Consider the following 20,518-nt stretch of genomic DNA (forward strand, 5'->3'; position numbering starts at 1 on the left):
CCACTATGCTGGCGCGGCCCCGCCGCCGTCCCGGAGGTATCCATGACCCAGCCCGACCCGTTCGCCCCGCCGTCCGGTGCCACCCCACCCGTGGCCCCGCCGGCCGCGCCGGCGCCGGCGCCGCAGCCGCGGTTCGGTGCCTACGCGCCGCCGGGGTACACGCCGCCGGCCGCCGCACCGTCGGCCCCGGTGGGCTGGGCCTCGCCGGCTCCCGCGCCGGCCACCCCGACGGGGCTCGCGACGGCGACCGTCGCCCTGGCGGTGGCCTGGTCCGTGGTCCAGGTGGTGCTCCTGGCCGCCTCGTTCCCGGCGGTCGCGCCCTACGAGGCGGCGCTCGCGGCGGGCGGGTCGCTCCTGTCGGTCTCGACGCCGTACGACGAGCTCGGCAACCTCCTCCTGCCGCTCCAGGTCGCGGCGTTCGTCGTCGCGTGCCTCTGGCTCCAGCAGTGCCGGCGCATCGCGATGGTGCTGTCCCCGGCGGTCCGGCAGGTGCGCGGGCCGGTGTGGGTCTGGCTGGGGTGGGCGGTCCCCGTCGTCTCCCTCTGGTTCCCGTTCCAGGTGGTGCGTGACGTGCGCGCCGCCGCGGTGGGCGGCCGGACGCCGAGCCGGCTCGGCTGGTGGTGGGCGTGCTGGCTCGTGGGTCTGTGGGCGTCGAACCAGGCGGCGTTCTCGTCCCTGGGCCTCGCCGCGCGCGACCCGGAGACGGTCCCCGTGTTCGAGGGCCTCGCCACCGTGGCCGTGGTGGCGGGCGCCGTCCTCTGGATCGGCCTGGTGCGCGAGATCACAGGGGGGCTGCGGGCCAGGCTCGCCCCGGTCGCCTGAGCGGCGCACGCGGCACCGTACGCTGCCTGGCATGACCCCGACCCCCTCGACCCCGGCGTCGTCCCACCCGCTCGCGGCGACCCCGCAGCGACCCCCGCGCGCCGAGCTCCACCTGCACCTGGAGGGCACCCTCGAGCCCGAGCTGGCGTTCGCCCTCGCCGACCGGAACGGGATCGACCTGCCGTTCGCGGACCCGGCCGCGCTGCGCACGGCGTACGCGTTCACGGACCTGCAGTCCTTCCTCGACCTCTACCACGCGACGTCGCAGGTGCTCCGCACGGCGGACGACTTCGCGGACCTCACGGTCGCCTACCTGCGGCGGGCCGCGGCGGGCGGGGTGCGGCACGCCGAGCTCATGGTCGACCTGCAGACGCACGTCGCGCGGGGCGTGCCCCTGGCGGAGGTCGTGGCGGGCGTGACGCAGGGCCTCGCGCACGGCGAGGCGGAGCTCGGCGTCTCCGGCCTGCTGATCGCGGCGTTCCTGCGCCACCGGCCCGCGCCGGAGGCGGAGGAGCTGCTCGACGACCTGCTGGCGCTCGACGCCCCGGTCGCCGGCGTGGGGCTCGCGTCCACGGAGGTCGGTTTCTCGGCCGCCCCGTTCGCGCCGGCGTTCGCCAGGGCCGCCGCGCACGGGCTGCGGCGCACGGCGCACGCCGCCGAGGAGGGCCCGGCCTGGCACGTGACCGAGGTGCTGGACCTGCTCGGCGCGGAGCGGGTGGACCACGGCATCCGCGCGCTCGAGGACCCGGACGTGGTGGCGCGGCTGGTGCGCGACCAGGTCCCGCTCACCGTCTGCCCCGTCTCCAACGTGCGGCTGCGCGCCGTGCCGTCCCTCGCCCAGCACCCGCTGCCGGCGATGCTCGAGGCGGGGCTGAACGTGTCGCTCAACTCCGACGACCCGTCGTACTTCGGCGGCTACGTCGACGAGGTCGACGACGCCGTGACCGCGCAGTTCCACCTCACGCGGGACCAGCGCGCCGACCTCGCCGCGGCGTCGTTCCGCGGGTCCTTCCTGGCTCCCGAGGCGGTGGCGCGCCACGTGGCCGACGTCGAGGAGTGGCGCCGGGCGGGCTGAGCGCCGCGCCGGCCGGCATTCCTCAGCGCGCGAGCAGGGCGGGCCCGACGGCGCCCGCCGCGGCCTCGTAGCGCGCGGCGCGGGCGGGCTCGTCGCCCGGCAGCAGCCCGGCGAGCTCGAGCGACACCAGGCCGTGCACGAGCCCCCACAGCCCGACGGCGACCGCCTCGGCGTCGTCGGGCCCGACGCCGAGCACGCGCGCGGCGGCGTCGCGCAGCACGCGGAAGGTGGGCTGCTCGACGGCGGGCGCGGCGTCGGCGCCCGGGCGCACGGCCCGGTCGAACATCGTCCGGTAGAAGTGCGGGTCGGCCAGCGCGCTGCGACGGTACGCCACGCCGAGGGCGCGCAGGTCGGCTGCGGGGTCGTCGGTGCGCGGGACGGCGGCCAGATGCGTGGCGAACCGGCGGAAGCCCTCGGCGCTGACGGCGGCGAGCAGCTCCTCGCGCGAGCCGAACAGCGCGTACACGGCGGACGCGCTGGTGCCGGCGGAGGCGGCGACCGACCGGACGGTCACGGCGTGCTCGCCCCCGGTGGAGAGGGCCTCGGAGGTGACCTCCAGCAGGCGGGTGCGCAGGGCGTCGTCGTGCAGGCGGGGGCGGGCCATGCGGTGAGCGTAGACCTCTTGACGCAGGTTTGCGAACGGTGTTCTATAACAATGTTCATAAACCTCGTCCGTTCGTCCTGCCGGAGGATCCCGTGCTCGAGCTCACCGACGCCGCCCGCATCACGGCGGGCATCGTCCTCCTGACCGTGGTCGGCATCGAGTCCGGCGGCTGGTTCCTCGTGAAGGTGGTCACCGGGAGGGCGCCCGCCACGCCGTTCCAGACCTCGTTCTTCCGGGCGGGGCACGCGCACGCCGGGGTCCTCGTCATCCTGGGCCTGCTGTGCGTGGTGCTCGCCGAGGCGACGGACCTCGCCGGAGGGTGGCGCTGGCTCGCCGCGACCGGCGTGCTGGTCGCCGCGATCCTCCTGCCCGCCGGCTTCTTCCTGTCGGCCGCGGGGGCCGGACGCACGTCGCCGAACCGGGCCGTCCTCCTGCTGCCCGCCGGCGCCGTCGTCCTCGCCGCCGGCGTCGTGACGCTGGGCGTGGGGCTTCTCACAGCCGGCTGAGGCCCGCCCGGGGGCCGGCAACACGCGCCCTGGACCTGCGGCGTCGCGACCCATGGCGCGGGTACCGTGGGGGCATCATGGCGACCCGGACACCCGCCCGCAGAATTACCGGGACTCCGCGGGGGACGGCACGAACGGGGCGGACCGCATCCGTGGCCGCCCCGACCCGGCGTGCGCCCGCCCGGTCCTCCTCCGGGCGCTCGTCGTCCACCCGCTCGTCGGGCAAGGGGTCGGGCGGCAGCTCGGGTCGGGGCACCGGCACGCGCAGGCCGCCGGCGCGACGACCGGTACGGTCGGGGCCGTCCTGGCCCGTCCGGGCGGTGCGCGGCCTGTACCTGGGCGTCGCGCACGGGCTCGGCGGCCTGACCCGCAGCATCACCAAGGGAGCAAGAGACCTGGAACCCGAGCACCGCCGAGACGGCGTCGCCTTCTTCCTCATCGCCCTCGCGCTGGTCGTGGCCGCGCGGGAGTGGTGGGGCATCTCCGGCACCTTCGGCACCGTCGTGCACGCCGTCGTCGCCGGCACCGTGGGACTGGCCGGCGTGGCCGTCCCCGTGCTGCTCCTGTGGCTGGGGTTCCGCGTCATGCGGCACCCCGAACGGGGGCAGGCGAACTCCCGCGTCGCCATCGGCCTGATCTTCGTCGTCGTGTCGGTGTGCGCGCTCGTCGCGATCGCGGAGGGCACGCCCGCGCCGAGCGACGGCTTCGAGGCGCTCCAGGACGCCGGCGGCATCATCGGCTACCTCGCCGCGACGCCGGTCGTGACCGGGCTGACCGAATGGGTCGCCGTCCCGCTCTTCCTGCTCCTGGGCTTCTTCGGCCTCCTGGTGGTCACGGCCACGCCGGTGCACCGCATCCCCGAGCGGCTGCGGGGCCTGTACGACCGCCTCACCGGCAACCACCGGGCCGACGAGGCCGTGGACGACGACGGGCTCGCGCTCGCCGAGGGCGTCTCGCGGCACGACGGCACCGACCCGGCGCCGCGCAAGAAGCGCACCCGCAAGACGAAGGCGCAGCGGGCCGCCGAGGCGGCCGAGGCCGACGGGCTCGACGAGTACGCCGGGGACGAGGCGTTCGAGAAGGCCGCCACGCTCGAGAAGGACGCGGCCGCCAAGGCTGCGAAGGGCCCGCGCGGCAAGGCCGCACCGAGGGTCGGCGCTGCCGCGACCGCGCCGACCGAGGCCGTCGCCGCCGTCGTGCCCGACGAGCCCGCCCCGGCCCCCGCGAGCGACCTGCCGCCGATGGGCCGCGCCGAGCAGCCCATGCTCGACGGCGACACGGTCTACCTGCTGCCCAGCGAGGAGTCGCTCGGCAAGGGCGCGCCGCACAAGACCCGGTCCGCGGCGAACGACCGCGTGGTGGAGTCGCTGACGAAGGTCTTCGAGGACTTCGGCGTCGACGCGCAGGTGACGGGCTTCACCCGTGGGCCGACGGTCACCCGGTACGAGGTCGAGGTCGGCGCGAAGACCAAGGTCGAGCGCATCACGTCGCTGTCCAACAACATCGCGTACGCGGTGGCGAGCGCGGACGTGCGCATCCTGTCGCCCATCCCCGGCAAGTCGGCGATCGGCATCGAGATCCCGAACTCCGACCGCGAGACGGTCGTGCTCGGCGACGTGCTGCGCTCGTCGGCGGCACGCCGCACCGAGCACCCGATGGTCATGGGCGTGGGCAAGGACGTCGAGGGCGGCTACGTCGTCGCGAACCTCGCGAAGATGCCGCACATCCTCGTCGCCGGCGCGACGGGCGCCGGCAAGTCCAGCTTCATCAACTCGCTCATCACCTCGATCCTCATGCGGGCGACGCCGGAGCAGGTGCGCCTGGTCCTCGTCGACCCGAAGCGCGTCGAGCTGACGATCTACGAGGGCATCCCGCACCTGATCACGCCGATCATCACCAGCCCCAAGAAGGCCGCCGAGGCTCTCGACTGGGTGGTGCGCGAGATGGACGCCCGCTACGACGACCTCGCCACGTTCGGCTACAAGCACGTGGACGACTTCAACTCCGCCGTCCGGGCGGGCAAGGTGAAGCCGCTGCCGGGCTCGGAGCGCAAGATCGCGCCGTACCCGTACCTCCTGGTCGTGGTGGACGAGCTCGCGGACCTCATGATGGTGGCGCCGCGCGACGTCGAGGCCTCGATCCAGCGGATCACCCAGCTCGCGCGCGCCGCCGGCATCCACCTGGTGCTCGCCACGCAGCGCCCGTCGGTGGACGTCGTCACCGGCCTGATCAAGGCGAACGTGCCGTCCCGGCTCGCGTTCGCGACGTCGTCGCTGGCCGACTCGCGCGTCGTGCTCGACCAGCCGGGCGCCGAGAAGCTCATCGGCCAGGGTGACGCCCTCTTCCTGCCCATGGGCGCGGCCAAGCCCATGCGCGTGCAGGGCGCCTGGGTCACCGAGTCCGAGGTGCACTCCGTCGTCGAGCACGTGAAGGCGCAGCTCAAGCCCGTCTACCGCGAGGACGTCACCGCGCCCGCGGCGGCCAAGAAGCAGGTGGACGAGGACATCGGCGACGATCTCGACCTGCTGCTCCAGGCCACCGAGCTCGTGGTGACCACGCAGTTCGGCTCCACGTCGATGCTGCAGCGCAAGCTGCGGGTGGGCTTCGCCAAGGCGGGCCGACTCATGGACCTGCTCGAGTCGCGCGAGATCGTCGGCCCGTCCGAGGGGTCGAAGGCGCGCGAGGTGCTGGTGACCCCGGACGACCTGCCGTCCGCGCTCGCCCTCATCCGCGGCGAGACGCCGCAGGCGTACGACCAGGACGCCGACGGCGGGTCCGCGGGCGGCGGCACCTCGGACCCGTACGCGGACGGCACCGACGGGCACGCCCCGCCCGTGGCCACGGACTACCACGACGACGCCGACACCGACCCGGAGAACGGCTGGCGCTGAGCGTCCCGGGAGGCTCCGCGCCGGTCGCCGGTCAGTCGTCGCGGGGGAGCACCTCCGGCGGAGGGCCCGTGGCGACGGACGGCTCCTGTCGTTCCCGGGCGACGTCGCCGACCGCGTCCCGGACCCGGTCCTCGCGGGCCTCGAGCTCCGCGGCGGACAGGGTCGTGGTGCCGGGATCGTCGAGGACGTCGGGGAGCGCGACCACGTCGTGCCCGCCGCCGATGTCCACGGTGGTGCCGGTCCAGGTCACCCCCGTCACGCGGGTGGGGTCGTCCGGGGTGTCCTGGGTCAGGGTCGCCGTGAGCAGCACGCCGTTGCTGGTGCGCGCGTCGCAGCACGCCGCGCTCTGGTTCGACAGCAGGTTGCCGAGGCCGTAGGCGACCCACATCCCCTCGCCGTCGGGGCCCTTGCCCACGAGGTCGATCCGCTGGGGGACGTGCGCGTGGTGCCCGATGACGAGATCGACCTCGCCGGACCGCGCGAGCCGTCGTACGACGTCCTCCTGCTGGTCGGTCAGCGTCTCCGTGTACTCGACCCCGGCGTGCAGGCTGACGACGACGACGTCGGCGCCGTCCTCGCGGGCCTGGCGGGCCTGCCGCACGAGCCGGTCGGCGTCGATGAGGTCGACCGCCCAGGGCGCGTCCGCGGGCATCGGCAGCCCGTTGAGCCCGTAGGCGGCGGCCAGGTGCGCGACCGTGATCTCCCGGTCCTCGCGGGTCAGCACGTACCGCTGCGGCTCGTCCTGCTGCGCCGCGCTGCGGGCCGTCCCCGCGAACCCCATCCCGGCGTCGGCCAGGCGCCGGATCGTGGCGGTGACGCCGTCGTAGCCCCGGTCGACGGAGTGGTTGGAGGCCGTCGAGCAGCCGTCCCAGCCCTGCTCGTCGAGGTCCCGCACCAGGCCCGGGGGCGCGCCGAACAGGGGGTAGCCGCTGGGGTCCGTGCCCTTCGGCGCCACCGGGACCTCCAGGTGGCACAGGGCCAGGTCGGCGCCCTCCACCCAGGCGTCCAGCCCGGCGAGCAGGGGCGTGAAGTCGGGATCCTGCGGCCCGCCGGCGGACCTGACGACCGGGTTGTGCGTGAGCAGGTCGCCCGCGGCGAGCAGCGTGAACTCGACCGGCCGGGGAGTCGGGCTCGGGGTCGGGGACGGGCTGTCGGGAGACGCGCCCGTCGACGACGCGCCCGCGCCGGAGGGGGGCGAGGGCTCCGCGCCCCCGAGCGGTCCGACGGCGAGCACCCCGCCGACGCCGAGGGCGGTACCGCACAGCGCGGCCAGGGCGACGAGACGTCGTCGTGAGGGTCGTCCGTCGTCGGACGCGTGGCGCGGCACGCGAGGAGAGTACTGCCCGCGCGGCCCACCGGCCCGCGGGCGTCCGACGCCCGTCGCCCCGATAGGGTGGGCCGGTGGTCAACGAAGCGCCCTCGCCCTGGAACGTCGCCAACGCGGTGACCCTCGTGCGCATCGCGCTGGTGCCCGTGTTCGCCTGGGCGTTGCTCATGGAGGGCGGGGACTCGATCACCTGGCGGCTCGTGGCGACGGGCGTGTTCGTGGTCGCCGCCGTGAGCGACCGCGTCGACGGCTACCTGGCCCGGTCGCGCAACCTCGTGACCGACCTCGGCAAGATCCTCGACCCCATCGCGGACAAGGCCCTCGTGGGCGCCGCCCTGATCCTGCTCTGCTGGCCGCTGGGCGAGCTGCCGTGGTGGGTGCCGACGGTCATCCTCGCGCGCGAGCTCGCCGTCACCGTGCTGCGGATGGTGGTGCTGCGGTACGCCGTGATGCCGGCGTCGCGGGGCGGCAAGCTGAAGACGGTGCTGCAGGCCGTCGCGATCACGCTCTTCCTGCTGCCCCTGGCGGCGCTCCCCGGTGCCGTGCACGTCGTGGCGTGGATCGTGCTGTGGGCCGCGATCGCGGTGACCGTCGTGACGGGCGTCGACTACTTCGTGCAGGGCGCGCGCCTTCTCGCCGCCGGGCGTCGTGAGCCCGGGCCCCGGCCCGCCGCATGACGACGCCGTCGGGGAGGCTCGCGCGCGCCGTGCTCGACGGCGCGCACGCCCGCGGCTGGACGCTGGCCGCCGCGGAGTCCCTCACCGGCGGGCTGGTGGTGGCGACCCTCGTCGACGTGCCCGGGGCGTCCGCCGTCGTGCGGGGCGGCGTCGTCGCCTACGCGACCGACCTCAAGGCCGCGGTGCTGGGCGTCGACCCGGACCTCCTGGCGCTCCGGGGCCCCGTGGACCCCGCGGTCGCCGGGCAGATGGCGTCGGGCGTGCGCCGGGTGCTGAGCGCCGACGTCGGGCTCGCGACGACCGGGGTCGCGGGGCCCGACCCGCAGGACGGCCACCCGCCGGGCGAGGCCTATGTCGCCGTGAGCACGCCCGCGGGCGACCGGGTGCTCCGACTCGATCTCGCCGGCACCCGCGCCCAGGTGCGGGCGGGGGTGGTGCGGGCCGTCCTGGCGCTGGCGCTCGAGGCCTGGGGCGACGCGTCGGCCGCGGACGACGTCGTGCCGGACGACGGGCAGGACGGCGGCCTGTGAAGGGTGCGTGACGAGCCTGTCGCGGGTCGTGACCGCGGGAACAAGCACCCGGGTGCCCGCGTTGCGAAGGGTGTGATGACCGACAGGGCACGAACCCGTCTCGATGCACGCCACACCAGGCCGGGCACGGCGCGCGCGCGGTACGGTAGTGCCACCCCTGGAGCCAGGGGAACGACAGGACGGACGAGGAACCCGGTCACGACCGGTCCGGTGCCGGGACGATCGGACACGGAGAGGGGGCGCGAGATGGTCGTACTGCGACGTGAGATCGGCGACGTGCTGCGCGACGCGCGGCAGCGCCAGGGGCGCACCCTGCGTGAGGTGTCGTCCGCAGCGAGGGTCTCGCTCGGATATCTGAGCGAGGTCGAGCGCGGGCAGAAGGAGGCGTCGTCGGAGCTGCTGGCGTCGATCTGCGAGGCGCTCGACGTACCGATGTCCCTCGTGCTGCGTGAGGTCAGCGACCGGATCGCGGTCGCCGAGGGCCTGCACATCCCCGACACGATCCCGGCGGACGTCTACGCCGGGCTGCTCAGCCGTGCCGGCGAGTCGCGCGACGAGTCGATGCGAGGAGACCTCGCACCGGTCGGCTGATCAGGGCCCACAGCTCTTCCCACGCACAGGTCCGGCCCCGCGGGTACCGCCCGGGGGCCGGACCTTCGTGCGTCCGGGGCGGGAGGCTCAGGGCGCGGACTGGCAGGTCGGGCACCAGTAGATCGCTCGCTCGCCGGCGTCGGGCCGCCGCCCGGGGCCGGCGGTGGAGCCCAGGGCGACGGGCGTGCCGCAGCGGCGGCACGGCTTGTGGTGGCGGCCGTGCACGGCGAGCTCCACGGCCCCCAGCCCGGAGCGCCGGCCCACCTCGACGCTACGCCCCATGAGCCGGCGGGCCGTCACCAGCAGGGTGCGGCGCGCGTCGTCGTCCAGGGAGCCGACGGGGGTCCAGGGCCACCGGCGCGTGGCGAAGAGCGACTCGGCCGTCCAGATGGTGCCGAGGCCCGCCACCCCGCGCTGGTCGAGCAGGGCCGCGCAGAGCGGACGATCGGGGTCGGTGACGAGGCGGGCCGCGCCCTCGTCGAGCCGCTCCGCGAAGTCGTCGCCGAGGACGTCCGGGCCGAGGTGGCCCAGCAGGCGGGGCTCGTCGCGGGTGCGGAGGACGTCGAGCATGCCGAGGTGCCACCCGAGGCACGTCCAGGTCTCCGTCGCCAGGACCGCGCGGACGGCGGGGGAGCGGCCGTTCGCCTCGCGGGCGCCCGTGCGGTGCACCCGCCAGTAGCCGTCCATCCGCAGATGGGTGTGCAGGGTGCGGCCGTCGTCGAACCGGGTGAGCAGGTGCTTGCCGTACGCGACCGACTCGCGCACCGTGGCGCCGACGAGGTCCACACCCGCCGCGGAGGGCCAGCGGAGCTCGGCGCGCACCAGGGGCGAGCCGCGCAGCGCGGCGCCGAGCCGTCCGGCGGTGAGCCGCAGCACGTCTCCCTCGGGCACGTCGCCTCCTGGGGTCAGGCCGGGCGCAGGCCGCGCGGCGTCACGCCGAAGCCGGCGTCGAGCAGCGCGGCCGCGGCCGGGGTCCGGTCGCGGGCGGCGGTGAGCGCGGGGACGCCGTCGACGCGCTGCACGGTGACGCGCCCGAGCCGGTCGGCGCGCGTCTCCGTCACGAGCAGCCGGGCCGCAGCGGCGAGGCGGGGGCCGTCGCCCGCGTCGCCGCGGCCGAAGGACAGCACCGTGCGCCCGCCGCGCTCGACGAACAGCACCAGCTCGCCGTCGACCAGCACGACGACCGCGCCGGCCTTGCGCCCCGGACGGTGCGCACCGGCGGCGTCGTCCCCGCCGTCCGAGGCCCGGGCCCCGGACGACCCGGTGCGCGGGGTCGCCGTGCGCGGCCAGGCGACCGCGGCGCCGTACGGGTTGGCCGGGTCGGTCGCGGCGAGGAGGACGGCGCCCGGCTCGGCCCGGTCGCCGATGCTGGCGGGGCCCGCGCCGTCGCCCTCGACGAGGGCGTCCCGGGCCCGGGCGCGGTCGGCGGCGTCCGTCCGCAGCTGGTCGACCGCTCCGGGCAGCGCGAACTGCGAGCCGCCCAGGCCCTCGACGAAGTAGCCGCGCCGCACGGCCCCGCGCTCCTCGAGCACCCGGAGCACCCGGTACACGTCGCGGAAGCGGGAGGTCACCCCCTCCGCGGGCGCCGCCGCGCGGGTCAGGACGCCATGCCGCTCCAGCAGCACCTGGGTGAGGGCGTGGGCGCGCACGGTCGGGTCCTGCTCCACGGGCGGCAGCGCCGACCAGCGGCCGCCGCCGGTCCGCGGCACGGCGGCCGCCGACGTCGGGCGGGCGAGCCCGAAGCGGGACGGCCGCACGGGGCGGGCCCGCCCGGGAGCCGCGGGAGCGCGGTGCGCGCCGCCGCCGTGCCTGGTCCCGCGCCGGGTGGAGCCGCCGAGCGACTCACGCAGCGGACCCAGGCGGTCGTTCGTCACCCAGCCCGCCCACACCAGGTCCCACAACGCGTCGAGCGTGCCGGCCTGGCTCGCGTCCGCGAGCTCCGCGAGGCGAGGCAGGAAGTACCCGCCCGAGCCGGTGAGCAGGTCGAGCACGGCCCGGTGCAGGTCGCTGTCGAGCGGCCCGCCCTCGTCCACGGCGTCCGGGTCGCGCAGGGTGAGCGGGGCGCCGTCGGCCAGGTGCAGGCTCACCATGCCGTCGCCGCCGCCCGACCCCGGGAGCCGGCCGTGCCCGCACCACAGCACCTCGCCCGCGGTGGTGAGCTCGTCGAGCACCGCGGGGGAGTAGTCGGAGACGCGGGCGGGCAGGACGAGCGTCTCGAGCGCCGACGCCGGCACCGCGGCCCCCGAGAGCTGCTCCACGGCGCGCAGCACGCCGTCCGCGCCGCGCAGCGTCCCGCCTCCGGACCCGGCGCCGCCCACCCGCACCCCGATCCCGTGCCAGCGCGGGAGGAAGACCCCGAGCGACTCCGGCTCCACCGGCTCCACCTCGGCGCGCAGCGCGGCGAGCGACCGGCGCCGCAGCGTGCGCAGCACCTCCGGGTCGCACCACTCGTCGCCCGTGCCGCCCAGCGAGGAAGGCCGCAGCGCCCCGCGCGCGACCGCGCCCGACGCCTCCAGCCGGGCCAGCACCTGGGCCACGACCGCGATGCCGAGCCCGAACCGGCGCGCGACGTCCACGGCGGGGAACGGACCGTGCGTCCTGGCGTGGCGGCGGACGAGGTCGCCGAGGGGGTCGGGCACCGGCTCGGTGAACGTCTCGGGCACGCCCACGGGCAGGGCGACGCCGAGCGCGTCGCGCAGCCGGCCGGCGTCCTCCACGACGGCCCACTGCTCGGCGTCGGCATCGTCGCCCGGGCGGCCGCCGACCCGCACCCGGAGGACGCGGCGCGTGCCCTCCAGGTCGGCCAGCCACGCGTCGACGAGGTCGCGGGAGTCCTCGCGGGTCCGGGCCCGCAGCGCGGACGCGGGGTGCGGCCCGGTGCGGCGCAGCACGTCCCACAGCCCCTCCGCGTCGCGCGCCTGCCGCGCGGGCGCCAGCGCCTGGAGCTCCGCCTCGGTGCGCTCCACGGCGCCCGGGTCGAGGAGGTCCGCGAGCGGGGTGGCGCCCTGCTCGCCGAGCAGCTCCGTGAGCAGGTCCGGGTCCAGGGACAGTGCGGCCGCCCGCCGCTCCGCGAGCGGCGCGTCGCCGTCGTACAGGAACTGGGCGGTGTAGCCGAACAGCAGCGCCTGCGCGAACGGGGACGGCGTGGAGGTGGTCACCTCGACCAGGCGCACCCGGCCGCCCTGCAGGTCGCGCATGAGGTCCGTGAGCGCCGTGACGTCGAAGTCGTCGCGCAGGCACTCGCGGGCGGCCTCGAGCATGATCGGGAAGTCCGGGAACTGCGACGCGACCTGCAGCAGCTGTGACGCCCGCTGCCGCTGCTGCCACAGCGGCTGCCGCCGGTCGGGACGCCGCCGCGGCAGGAGCAGCGCCCGCGCGGCGGCCTCGCGGAAGCGCGCCGCGAACATCACCGAGCCGCCGAGCTCCTCGCGCACCGCGTCGAGCACCTCGTCCGGGTCGACGAGCAGGTCCTCGGCCGTGACCGCGGGGGCGTCGCCGCGCGCCGCCCCGTCCGGCCCGGCGCCGTCCGGCCCGGAGCCCCAGCCCGGTCCGCCCAGGTCCCAGCCGGAGTCACCGGCGTCGGGGAGCCGCAGCACGATCCCGTCGTCGGCGTGCATGGCCGCGACGTCGGTGCCGTACCGCGCCCGCAGGCGCGCGGCGACGACCAGCGCCCACGGCGCGTGCACCGGCGCCCCGAAGGGGGAGTGGATCACGACGCGCCAGTCACCGAGCTCGTCGCGGAACCGTTCCACGACCACGGTGCGGTCGTCGGGCAGCCGCCCCGTCGCGCGGCGCTGCTCGCCCAGGTACGCGGCGAGGTTGTCCGCCGCCCAGGTGTCGAGCCCGGCGTCGCGCAGCACCTCCCGGCCGCGCCCGGTGCCGCGCTCCTCGTCGTCGGCGAGCAGCGCGTCGGTCTCGCGGACGAACGCGCCCACCGCGCGCCCCAGCTCGACGGGACGGCCGGGGGAGTCGCCCTTCCAGAAGGGCAGGCGCCCGGGGAGCCCGGGTGCGGGGGTCACCAGGACGCGGTCGGGCGTGATCTCCTCGATGCGCCAGGTCGACGAGCCGAGGGTGAACGTGTCGCCCACGCGCGACTCGTAGACCATCTCCTCGTCCAGCTCGCCCACGCGCTTCCCGCCGCGGGGCCGGTCGGCCGTGCCGCCGCCGTCCGCCGGCGCGCCCGAGGCCGGCGCCTCCGTGGCGAGGTAGACGCCGTAGAGCCCGCGGTCGGGGATGGTGCCGCCGCTGGTCGCGGCGAGCCGCAGGGCGCCGGGGCGCCCGGACAGGCGGCCGGTGGCGCGGTCCCAGACGATGCGGGCGCGCAGCTCGGCGAACTCCTCGCTCGGGTAGCGGCCGGCGAGCATGTCGAGCACGGCCCGCCAGGTCGCGTCGCCGAGCGAGCGGAACGGGTGCGCCCGGCGGAACGCGGCGAGGAGGTCGTCGGCCTGCCAGTCGTCCGTCGCGAGCGCCGCCACCACCTGCTGGGCGAGCACGTCCAACGGGTTGGCGGGGACGTGCAGGTGCTCGATCTCGCCCGCGCGCATGCGCTGGGCCACGACGGTCGCGGGCACCAGGTCGCCGCGGAACGTCGGGAAGACGACGCCGTGCGACACCGCGCCCACCTGGTGGCCGGCGCGCCCGATGCGCTGCAGCCCGCTCGCGACGGACGGCGGCGCACCGACCTGCACGACGAGGTCCACGGCGCCCATGTCGATGCCGAGCTCGAGGGACGACGTCGCGACCACGGCCGGCAGGCGGCCCGCCTTGAGGTCGGACTCGGTGCGGGTGCGCTCGACCCGGCTCATGGAGCCGTGGTGGGCGCGCGCGAGCACGTCCGGCCCCCCGCCGTCGGGGGCGGGCAGCCCGACCGACGCCCCCGACTGCCCCTGCGTCTGCGCGGGCCACTGCGTGCCCGCCTCCGGCAGGTCGACCCCGGAGCGCTCCGCCCAGATCTCGTTCACCCGAGCGGTCAGCCGCTCGGCGCCGCGGCGCGAGTTGGTGAACACCAGCGTCGAGCGGTGCTCGGCGACGAGGTCCACGACCCGCTCCTCGACGTGCGGCCACACGGACGCGCGGCGCAGCGGCGACGCGGCGTCGCCGGTGAGCTCCAGCTCCTCGTCGCCGAGCCCGGCCGCGGACGGCGCCGCCGCGGGCGCGGGCGCGGTCGGGTCGGGCACACCGCCCGAGTCGAGGTCGGCGAGGTCGGGCACCGGCACGACGACGTCGATGTCCCACTTCTTGGTGGACTCGGGCTGCACGACGACGACCTCCCGGCCGCCGTCGTCCGGGGTGCGGTGCCCGGCGAGGAACTCGGCCACCGTCTCCACGGGGCGGACCGTCGCGGACAGGCCGACCCGCTGCGCGGGCCGGTCGAGGAGCGCGTCCAGCCGCTCGAGGCTCAGCGCCAGGTGGGCGCCGCGCTTGGTGCCCGCCACCGCGTGGATCTCGTCCAGGACCACGGTCTCGACGCCGGCGAGGCCCGCGCGCGCCTGTGAGGTGAGGACGAGGAACAGCGACTCGGGGGTGGTGACCAGCACGTCCGGCGGCCGGGTGGCGAACGCGCGGCGCTCGGAGGCGGGGGTGTCGCCCGTGCGCGCGCCGACGGTCACCTCCTCGACCGTGAGCCCCTCGCGTGCGGCGGCCTGCCGGATGCCGGCCAGCGGGGAGCGCAGGTTGCGCTGCACGTCGGCGGCGAGCGCCTTGAGCGGGGAGACGTACAGCACCCGGCAGCGGCGCGCCCGCTCCGGCGGTGGCGTGGTCGTGAGGCGGTCGATGGCCCAGAGGAACGCCGCGAGGGTCTTGCCGGACCCGGTCGGCGCGACGACGAGCGCGTGCCGGTCGGAGCTGATCGCGTCCCACGCCCCGGCCTGCGCCGCGGTCGGCGCGGCGAACGCCCCGGTGAACCAGGCACGCGTCGCGGGGCCGAACCGCGCGAGGACGCCGTCGTGCGCGACGGCAGGGTCGGCGGGAACGCCGGACGGGGGGACGACCACCTCGCCATCCTGGCAGGGAGCACCGACAGCCCGCAGGGCGGGCCGGAGGTCGCCCCGGCGTCCGCGGCGCCCGGCGTCCCGACCGTGCTCCCGGCCGTGCGAGGCTGGGGGCGTGCGCTATCGCGAGTTCGCCGAGCTGGTCGACGAGGTCTTCGGGCCCGCCTACGGGCGTGCCCTCGTGCGCGAGCAGGTCCTGCCGCGCCTCGACGGCCGGACCCCGGCCGAGGCGCTCGAGGCCGGGCTGGAGCCCCGCGACGTCTGGCACGCGCTGTGCGACGCGCTCGACGTCCCCGACGCGGAGCGCTGGGGCCGCGACGACCGCCGCCAGGCGCCGCCCGCGCGCTGACCGCCCGCGCGCCGACCGCCCGCCGCTCGGGCCGACGTCGGGCAGGCGGTGCATCATGGCGCCATGCGCCGCCACCGTCCCCCGCTCGTGACGGTGGCGGACGTCCGCGCCGCCCTCTGGTCCCTGGTCTCCACGGCCGCGGGGCTCGGGGTCGCGATCGCGCTGGTCGACGGCGTGCGGGTCACCGCACCGTGGGACGTGCTGCTCGCGGCGCTCGTCGTGGGGCTCGGCGACGCGCTGCTGCGGGCGCCGCTGCGTCGCCTCGCGCGCGCCGGCGGGGCCGTCGTGGCGCTCCTGCTCGGCCTGGCGGCGCAGGTGGCGGTCGTCTGGGCCGCGCTGACGTTCCTCCCGGGCGTGTCGAGCGACTCGTGGGCGGACGTCCTCGCCGTGCTCCTCGTCGCCGCGCTGGTGATGGCGTGCGGGCACTGGGTGGTCGGGGTGCGGGACAACGCGTACGTGGTCGGCGACCTGCTGCGCCGGGCCCGGCGCCGCGCCGGGCTCCCGCGCCGGGCCGCCCGCGACGGCGGCGGTGCGGACGACCGGCCCCCGGGCGTGCTCGTCGTGATGCTCGACGGCGTGGCCCGGCCGACGCTCGACCACGCCCTGGAGGCCGGGCTCGTGCCCACGATGGAGCGCTGGCTCGGGTCGGGCAGCCATCGGCTCGAGTCGTGGTGGGCCCGCGTCCCGTGCACCACCCCGGCCAGCACCCTGGGCCTGCTGCACGGCACCACCGACGCGGTGCCGGCGTTCCGATGGTGGTCGCGGCGGCTCGGGCGACTGGTGGTGACGAACCGGCCGGCGGACGCCGCCGAGGTGGAGCGGTCCGCCTCCGACGGCCGTGGGCTGCTCGCCGACGGCGGGGTGGCGGTGTCGACGATGTTCTCCGGCGACGCCCCGACCAGCCTGCTCGTGATGAGCCGCGCGACGGAAGGGCTCGGCCCCGGCCAGCTGTTCGTCCGCTTCTTCTCGAGCCCGTTCGTGCTGGTGCGGGCGGTGGTCGGGACCGTCGGGGAGGCGCTCAAGGAGGTGTACCAGGGGTGGCAGCAGGTGGTGCGCGGGGTGCGTCCCCGGGTGGCGCGTCGCGGCTGGTACCCGGTGCTGCGGGCGGTGACCAACGTGCTGCTGCGCGACCTCAACACCTCGCTCGTGGCGGAGCAGCTCGTGCGCGGCGCGCCCGTGGTGTGCGTGGACCTCGTCGACTACGACGAGATCGCGCACCACGCCGGCCCGCTGCGGCCGGAGGCGCTGCGTGCGCTGGAAGGGCTCGACCGGGTCGTCGGGCTGTGGGAGGAGATCGTGCGCGGCGCCCCGCGCCGGTATCGCACGGTGGTCGTGTCGGACCACGGGCAGTCGCTGGGGGCGACCTTCGAGCAGGTGGTGGGACGGTCGTTCGCCGACGAGGTGCACCGACTCATGGCGATCCCCGCCCCGGCGCCGGGCGGCCGGACGGACGGCGAGGCGTGGGGCCCGGCCAACACCGCGCTGCACGCGCTGCGGCGGGACGACGACGGTGACGGCCGGCTCCTGGTCGGGCCGGACCGCGACACCGGCCGGACGAGCCTGCCCGAGGTCGAGGTGATCGGCTCGGGCAACCTCGGGATGGTGTGGTTCTGCCGCGAGCCGCGCCGGCTGTCGGCCGCGGAGGTCGCGGCGCGTTGGCCCGCGCTCGTGCCCGGCCTGGTCGAGTCGCCCGCCGTGGGCTTCGTCGTGGTCCACGGCGCGCAGGGGCCGGTGGCGCGCGGGCGGCTCGGCTCCCACGACCTGGCGACCGGCCGCGTGACCGGTCGGGACCCCCTGGTCGGCTACGGGTCGCGGGCGCGTGCCGACCTCCTGCGCGTCGCCGGGCTGGAGGACGCCGGCGACCTCGTGGTCGTGTCCTCGGTCGGCCCGATGGGCCGGGTGCACGCGCTCGAGGGGCTGGTGGGCTCGCACGGCGGGCTCGGCGGCGCGCAGGGCGAGGCGCTGCTGCTGCACCCCGCCGACCTCGTCGTGCCCGACGACGAGCGCGAAGACGTGGACGGTGCCCGCGTGCTGGTGGGTGCGGAGGCGGTGCACCGCCGGCTCGTCGCCTGGCTCGCCGCGCTCGGCCTGCGGGAGGCCTCGTGAGCGGGGCGCCGGGCGGGCGCGGCGCCGACGGGTCGGGGCTCCGGGTGACGTGGCTCGGGCACTCGACCGTCGTCCTCGACGTCCCGCGCGCGGGCGGCGGCACCGCCCGGCTCGTGACGGACCCGCTGCTGCGGCGGCACGCGGGCCTCCTGCGGCGTCGCGGCGGGCGTCCGGACGCGGACGCCTGGCGCGGCGCGGACGCCGCCCTGCTGTCGCACCTGCACCACGACCACGCCGAGCTGGGCTCGCTGCGGCTGCTCGGGGACGTGCCGGTGCTCACGGCACCGGCGAACGCCCGCTGGCTGCGCGGCAAGGGCCTGCGCGGCGTCGGCCTCGACCTGCCGCCCCCCGCCGGGCACCCGCCGGGCCACGACGTCGCGCATCACGCCTCGCACCATGCCTCCCACCCAGCCCCCCAGCCCGCCCCGGAGCAAGGCCGCTGGCACGACGTCGCGGGCGTGCAGGTGCGCCTGACCGCCGCGGTGCACGGCGACCGGCCGATGCCGCACCGGCCGAACGCCGCGAGCGGGCACCTGGTGCGCGGGCGCGGAGCGACGGTGTGGGCCGTGGGGGACACCGAGCACCACCCGGGCGTGGGGCGCGTGCGGGAGCTGGCCGGCGGGCGCGTGGACGTGGCTCTCGTGCCCGTGTCCGGCTGGGGCCCGCGGCTGTCGGGCGGCCACCTCGGCCCCCGCGGTGCCGCCGAGGTGTGCGCCGAGGTCCGGCCGCGCGTGGCGGTCCCGGTGCACTGGGGCACCCTGCACGTGCCGGGCGGGCAGCACGTGCCGCGCGGGTGGATGGACCACGCGGGTGAGGCCTTCGCGGCGGCCTGCCGCCGGGCGGCGCCGGACGTGCGCGTGGTGGTCCTGCGGCCCGGCGGGACGTGGCGCGACACGCCCGGGGGCGACGACGTCCTCGAACACGTGTTCGGGTAGAGTCTGCCCCCAGGAGGGTCCTCGGACGTCGTCCTCCACAGCCGCGACGGACCGCCCCGACCGTGTCGGTGGCGGCACGTACGGTCGACGACAACATGAGCACGCAGCCACGAACGCCGGCGCGCAGCCGCCGCGCCCAGAACGCAAAGGTGACCGACATGCCCGCAACGGCAGACCGCGAGAAGGCACTCGAGGCCGCGCTCGCCCAGATCGACCGCAGCTTCGGCAAGGGCTCGGTCATGCGCCTCGGCGACGAGGGTCGCGCGCCCGTCGAGGTCATCCCCACCGGCTCGATCGCGCTCGACATCGCGCTCGGCATCGGCGGCCTCCCGCGCGGGCGTGTCGTGGAGGTCTACGGGCCGGAGTCCTCCGGCAAGACGACCGTCGCGCTGCACGCCGTCGCCAGCGCCCAGCGGGCCGGCGGCATCGCGGCGTTCGTCGACGCCGAGCACGCGCTCGACCCGGAGTACGCCAAGAAGCTCGGCGTCGACACGGACGCCCTGCTGGTCTCGCAGCCGGACACCGGCGAGCAGGCCCTGGAGATCACGGACATGCTGATCCGCTCCGGCGCGCTGGACATCATCGTCATCGACTCGGTCGCGGCGCTCGTGCCGAAGGCCGAGATCGAGGGCGAGATGGGCGACAGCCACGTCGGCCTCCAGGCCCGCCTGATGTCGCAGGCGCTGCGCAAGATCACCGGTGCGCTGAGCGCGTCGGGCACCACGGCGATCTTCATCAACCAGCTCCGCGAGAAGATCGGCGTGTTCTTCGGCTCGCCGGAGACCACCACCGGCGGCAAGGCCCTGAAGTTCTACGCCTCGGTGCGCATGGACATCCGCCGCATCGAGACCCTCAAGGACGGCACGGACGCGGTCGGCAACCGGACCCGCGTCAAGGTCGTCAAGAACAAGATGGCGCCGCCGTTCAAGCAGGCGGAGTTCGACATCCTGTACGGCGTGGGCATCTCCCGCGAGGGCGGGCTCATCGACATGGGCGTGGAGCACGGGTTCGTGCGCAAGTCCGGCTCGTGGTTCACCTACGAGGGCGACCAGCTGGGCCAGGGCAAGGAGAACGCCCGGGCCTTCCTGAAGGACAACCCCGACCTGGCGAACGAGATCGAGAAGCGCATCAAGGAGAAGCTCGGTGTCGGCGCCAAGCTGGACGCCCCCGCGGCGGAGGCTCCGGCCACGGGCGCCGCGGGTTCCGCCACGGGGCTGAGCGTCGACCCGGCACCGACCGCCAAGGCGGGCGCCAAGGGCAAGAAGGCGCCGTTCTGACAGGCGCCGCGCTCGTCGCCGTCGACGGAGGAGGGGTCTCGTGACGTCGGGGGATACTGCCCCGGGCGGTCGCGGCGTGGGGAAGCGTCGCGGCCGCCGCCATGCCGGCTCGGAGGGCGACGCGGACGGCGCCGCGCGCGGGCGGCAGCGCCGTCGCACGGTGGCCGAGCGGCTCGAGGCCGGCGAGCTGTCGCTCGAGGACGCCACGGAGAAGGCGCGCGAGACGCTGCTGCGCATCCTCACGGCGGCCCCGAAGAGTCGCGCGGAGCTGGAACAGTCGCTCGCCCGCAAGGGTTACCCGGAGGCGGTCGTGGGGCCGGTGCTGGACCGGTTCGACGAGGTGGGTCTGGTCGACGACGCCGCCTACGCCGACATGCTCGTGCGCACGCGGCACGCCGAGCGGGGGCTCTCGCGGCGCGCGCTGGCGATGGAGCTGCGCCGCCGCGGCATCACCGAGGAGACGGCCGCCGACGCGCTCGAGCAGGTGGACCCCGACGACGAGCGCGCGGCCGCTCTGGCCCTGGCCCGCAAGCACGTGGCACGCACCCGCGGGCTGGAGCGCGACGTGCGCGTCCGCCGCGCCGTCGGGGCGCTCGGGCGCAAGGGCTACGCGCCGGGCGTCTCCTTCGGCGTCGTGCGCGACGCCCTCACGGAGGAGGGCGAGGACGGCCTCGAGGACGACTACCCCGGCGTGATGGACTGATTCGCGCGCTGCCAGCGGGCTCCCCGCCCCCGGTGCCGTCGCCTTCATGTCCACGCCCGTCATGGATCTCCGCCCGCAGGACCGGATCTCCTCGCACGCCCCTAGGACGACGGATGCCCCCGGACGCGAGAAGCG

General features: G+C 76.6%; 16 protein-coding genes. 12 read left to right on the forward strand and 4 right to left on the reverse strand.

Going from position 1 to position 20,518, the window contains the following annotated elements:
• The first annotated feature begins 42 nt into the window (after nt 1-42).
• The gene (locus ACFWEK_RS06040) at nt 43-822 is read left to right on the forward strand and encodes a DUF4328 domain-containing protein (protein WP_430553447.1); all 780 of its coding nucleotides are present in this window, start codon (nt 43-45) and stop codon (nt 820-822) included.
• Between the two features lie 31 nt (nt 823-853).
• Nucleotides 854-1,897 (forward strand): adenosine deaminase, encoded by a 1,044-nt coding sequence (add, locus tag ACFWEK_RS06045; protein ID WP_430553448.1) that lies wholly within the window; start codon nt 854-856, stop codon nt 1,895-1,897.
• A gap of 22 nt (nt 1,898-1,919) precedes the next feature.
• Here the strand turns inward: add and ACFWEK_RS06050 are convergent, their stop codons facing one another.
• A complete protein-coding gene (locus tag ACFWEK_RS06050; protein ID WP_430547321.1) occupies nt 1,920-2,501 on the reverse strand; it encodes a TetR/AcrR family transcriptional regulator in 582 nt (193 codons plus the stop codon).
• A gap of 92 nt (nt 2,502-2,593) precedes the next feature.
• Here ACFWEK_RS06050 and ACFWEK_RS06055 point away from each other — a divergent pair, with 92 nt between their 5' ends.
• Nucleotides 2,594-3,007 carry a hypothetical protein gene (locus tag ACFWEK_RS06055; RefSeq protein WP_430553449.1) on the forward strand — a complete coding sequence of 138 codons (414 nt, stop codon included), beginning with the start codon at nt 2,594-2,596 and terminating at the stop codon, nt 3,005-3,007.
• Between the two features lie 77 nt (nt 3,008-3,084).
• Nucleotides 3,085-5,898: a DNA translocase FtsK 4TM domain-containing protein gene (locus ACFWEK_RS06060; RefSeq protein WP_430547323.1), complete on the forward strand. Its 2,814-nt coding sequence runs from the start codon at nt 3,085-3,087 to the stop codon at nt 5,896-5,898.
• Nucleotides 5,899-5,929: 31 nt separating this feature from the next.
• Here ACFWEK_RS06060 and ACFWEK_RS06065 read toward each other — a convergent pair whose 3' ends face one another.
• Nucleotides 5,930-7,225, reverse strand: a complete 1,296-nt coding sequence (locus ACFWEK_RS06065; protein ID WP_430547324.1) for a CapA family protein — start codon at nt 7,223-7,225, stop codon at nt 5,930-5,932.
• 74 nt (nt 7,226-7,299) lie between these two features.
• Between ACFWEK_RS06065 and pgsA the strand changes: the two genes are divergently transcribed.
• The 3 genes from pgsA (at nt 7,300) to ACFWEK_RS06080 (ending at nt 9,023) form a co-directional block, all read left to right on the forward strand.
• The gene (gene pgsA, locus ACFWEK_RS06070; protein WP_430553450.1) at nt 7,300-7,902 is read left to right on the forward strand and encodes a CDP-diacylglycerol--glycerol-3-phosphate 3-phosphatidyltransferase; all 603 of its coding nucleotides are present in this window, start codon (nt 7,300-7,302) and stop codon (nt 7,900-7,902) included.
• On the forward strand, nt 7,899-8,432 hold the full coding sequence (locus tag ACFWEK_RS06075) for a CinA family protein (protein WP_430553451.1): 534 nt from the start codon (nt 7,899-7,901) through the stop codon (nt 8,430-8,432). Before pgsA ends, ACFWEK_RS06075 begins: the two co-directional genes overlap by 4 nt.
• Nucleotides 8,433-8,678: 246 nt before the next feature.
• Entirely contained in the window at nt 8,679-9,023 is a 345-nt protein-coding gene (locus tag ACFWEK_RS06080; protein WP_430547327.1) for a helix-turn-helix domain-containing protein, read from the forward strand.
• Nucleotides 9,024-9,110: 87 nt separating this feature from the next.
• Here the strand turns inward: ACFWEK_RS06080 and ACFWEK_RS06085 are convergent, their stop codons facing one another.
• Together ACFWEK_RS06085 and ACFWEK_RS06090 are read right to left on the reverse strand one after the other, a co-directional pair.
• A complete protein-coding gene (locus ACFWEK_RS06085) occupies nt 9,111-9,914 on the reverse strand; it encodes a DNA-formamidopyrimidine glycosylase family protein (RefSeq protein WP_430553452.1) in 804 nt (267 codons plus the stop codon).
• A gap of 14 nt (nt 9,915-9,928) precedes the next feature.
• The gene (locus ACFWEK_RS06090) at nt 9,929-15,016 is read right to left on the reverse strand and encodes a DEAD/DEAH box helicase (RefSeq protein WP_430553453.1); all 5,088 of its coding nucleotides are present in this window, start codon (nt 15,014-15,016) and stop codon (nt 9,929-9,931) included.
• Between the two features lie 112 nt (nt 15,017-15,128).
• Between ACFWEK_RS06090 and ACFWEK_RS06095 the strand changes: the two genes are divergently transcribed.
• The 5 genes from ACFWEK_RS06095 (at nt 15,129) to ACFWEK_RS06115 (ending at nt 20,383) form a co-directional block, all read left to right on the forward strand.
• Nucleotides 15,129-15,362 (forward strand): DUF3046 domain-containing protein, encoded by a 234-nt coding sequence (locus ACFWEK_RS06095; protein WP_429728478.1) that lies wholly within the window; start codon nt 15,129-15,131, stop codon nt 15,360-15,362.
• 63 nt (nt 15,363-15,425) lie between these two features.
• The gene (locus ACFWEK_RS06100; RefSeq protein WP_430553454.1) at nt 15,426-17,468 is read left to right on the forward strand and encodes an alkaline phosphatase family protein; all 2,043 of its coding nucleotides are present in this window, start codon (nt 15,426-15,428) and stop codon (nt 17,466-17,468) included.
• Nucleotides 17,465-18,403: an MBL fold metallo-hydrolase gene (locus tag ACFWEK_RS06105; protein WP_430553455.1), complete on the forward strand. Its 939-nt coding sequence runs from the start codon at nt 17,465-17,467 to the stop codon at nt 18,401-18,403. The genes ACFWEK_RS06100 and ACFWEK_RS06105 overlap by 4 nt, the downstream gene beginning before the upstream one ends.
• Before the next feature lie 158 nt (nt 18,404-18,561).
• Nucleotides 18,562-19,680, forward strand: coding sequence for a recombinase RecA (gene recA / locus ACFWEK_RS06110; protein WP_429762224.1), 1,119 nt, complete (start codon nt 18,562-18,564; stop codon nt 19,678-19,680).
• Nucleotides 19,681-19,756: 76 nt separating this feature from the next.
• Nucleotides 19,757-20,383, forward strand: a complete 627-nt coding sequence (locus ACFWEK_RS06115; RefSeq protein WP_430553456.1) for a regulatory protein RecX — start codon at nt 19,757-19,759, stop codon at nt 20,381-20,383.
• The last annotated feature ends 135 nt before the right edge of the window (nt 20,384-20,518 follow it).

Origin of the sequence: Isoptericola sp. NPDC060257, assembly GCF_042726645.1 — a bacterium.
Taxonomy (GTDB): Bacteria; Actinomycetota; Actinomycetes; order Actinomycetales; family Cellulomonadaceae; genus Isoptericola; species Isoptericola nanjingensis.

Coding starts and splice junctions, on each gene's coding strand:
- ACFWEK_RS06040 (WP_430553447.1), top strand. CDS start 43: ATGACCCAGCCCGACCCGTTCGCCCCGCCGTCCGGTGCCACCCCACCC.
- add (WP_430553448.1), top strand. CDS start 854: ATGACCCCGACCCCCTCGACCCCGGCGTCGTCCCACCCGCTCGCGGCG.
- ACFWEK_RS06050 (WP_430547321.1), bottom strand. CDS start 2,501: ATGGCCCGCCCCCGCCTGCACGACGACGCCCTGCGCACCCGCCTGCTG.
- ACFWEK_RS06060 (WP_430547323.1), top strand. CDS start 3,085: ATGGCGACCCGGACACCCGCCCGCAGAATTACCGGGACTCCGCGGGGG.
- ACFWEK_RS06075 (WP_430553451.1), top strand. CDS start 7,899: ATGACGACGCCGTCGGGGAGGCTCGCGCGCGCCGTGCTCGACGGCGCG.
- ACFWEK_RS06080 (WP_430547327.1), top strand. CDS start 8,679: ATGGTCGTACTGCGACGTGAGATCGGCGACGTGCTGCGCGACGCGCGG.
- ACFWEK_RS06100 (WP_430553454.1), top strand. CDS start 15,426: ATGCGCCGCCACCGTCCCCCGCTCGTGACGGTGGCGGACGTCCGCGCC.
- recA (WP_429762224.1), top strand. CDS start 18,562: ATGCCCGCAACGGCAGACCGCGAGAAGGCACTCGAGGCCGCGCTCGCC.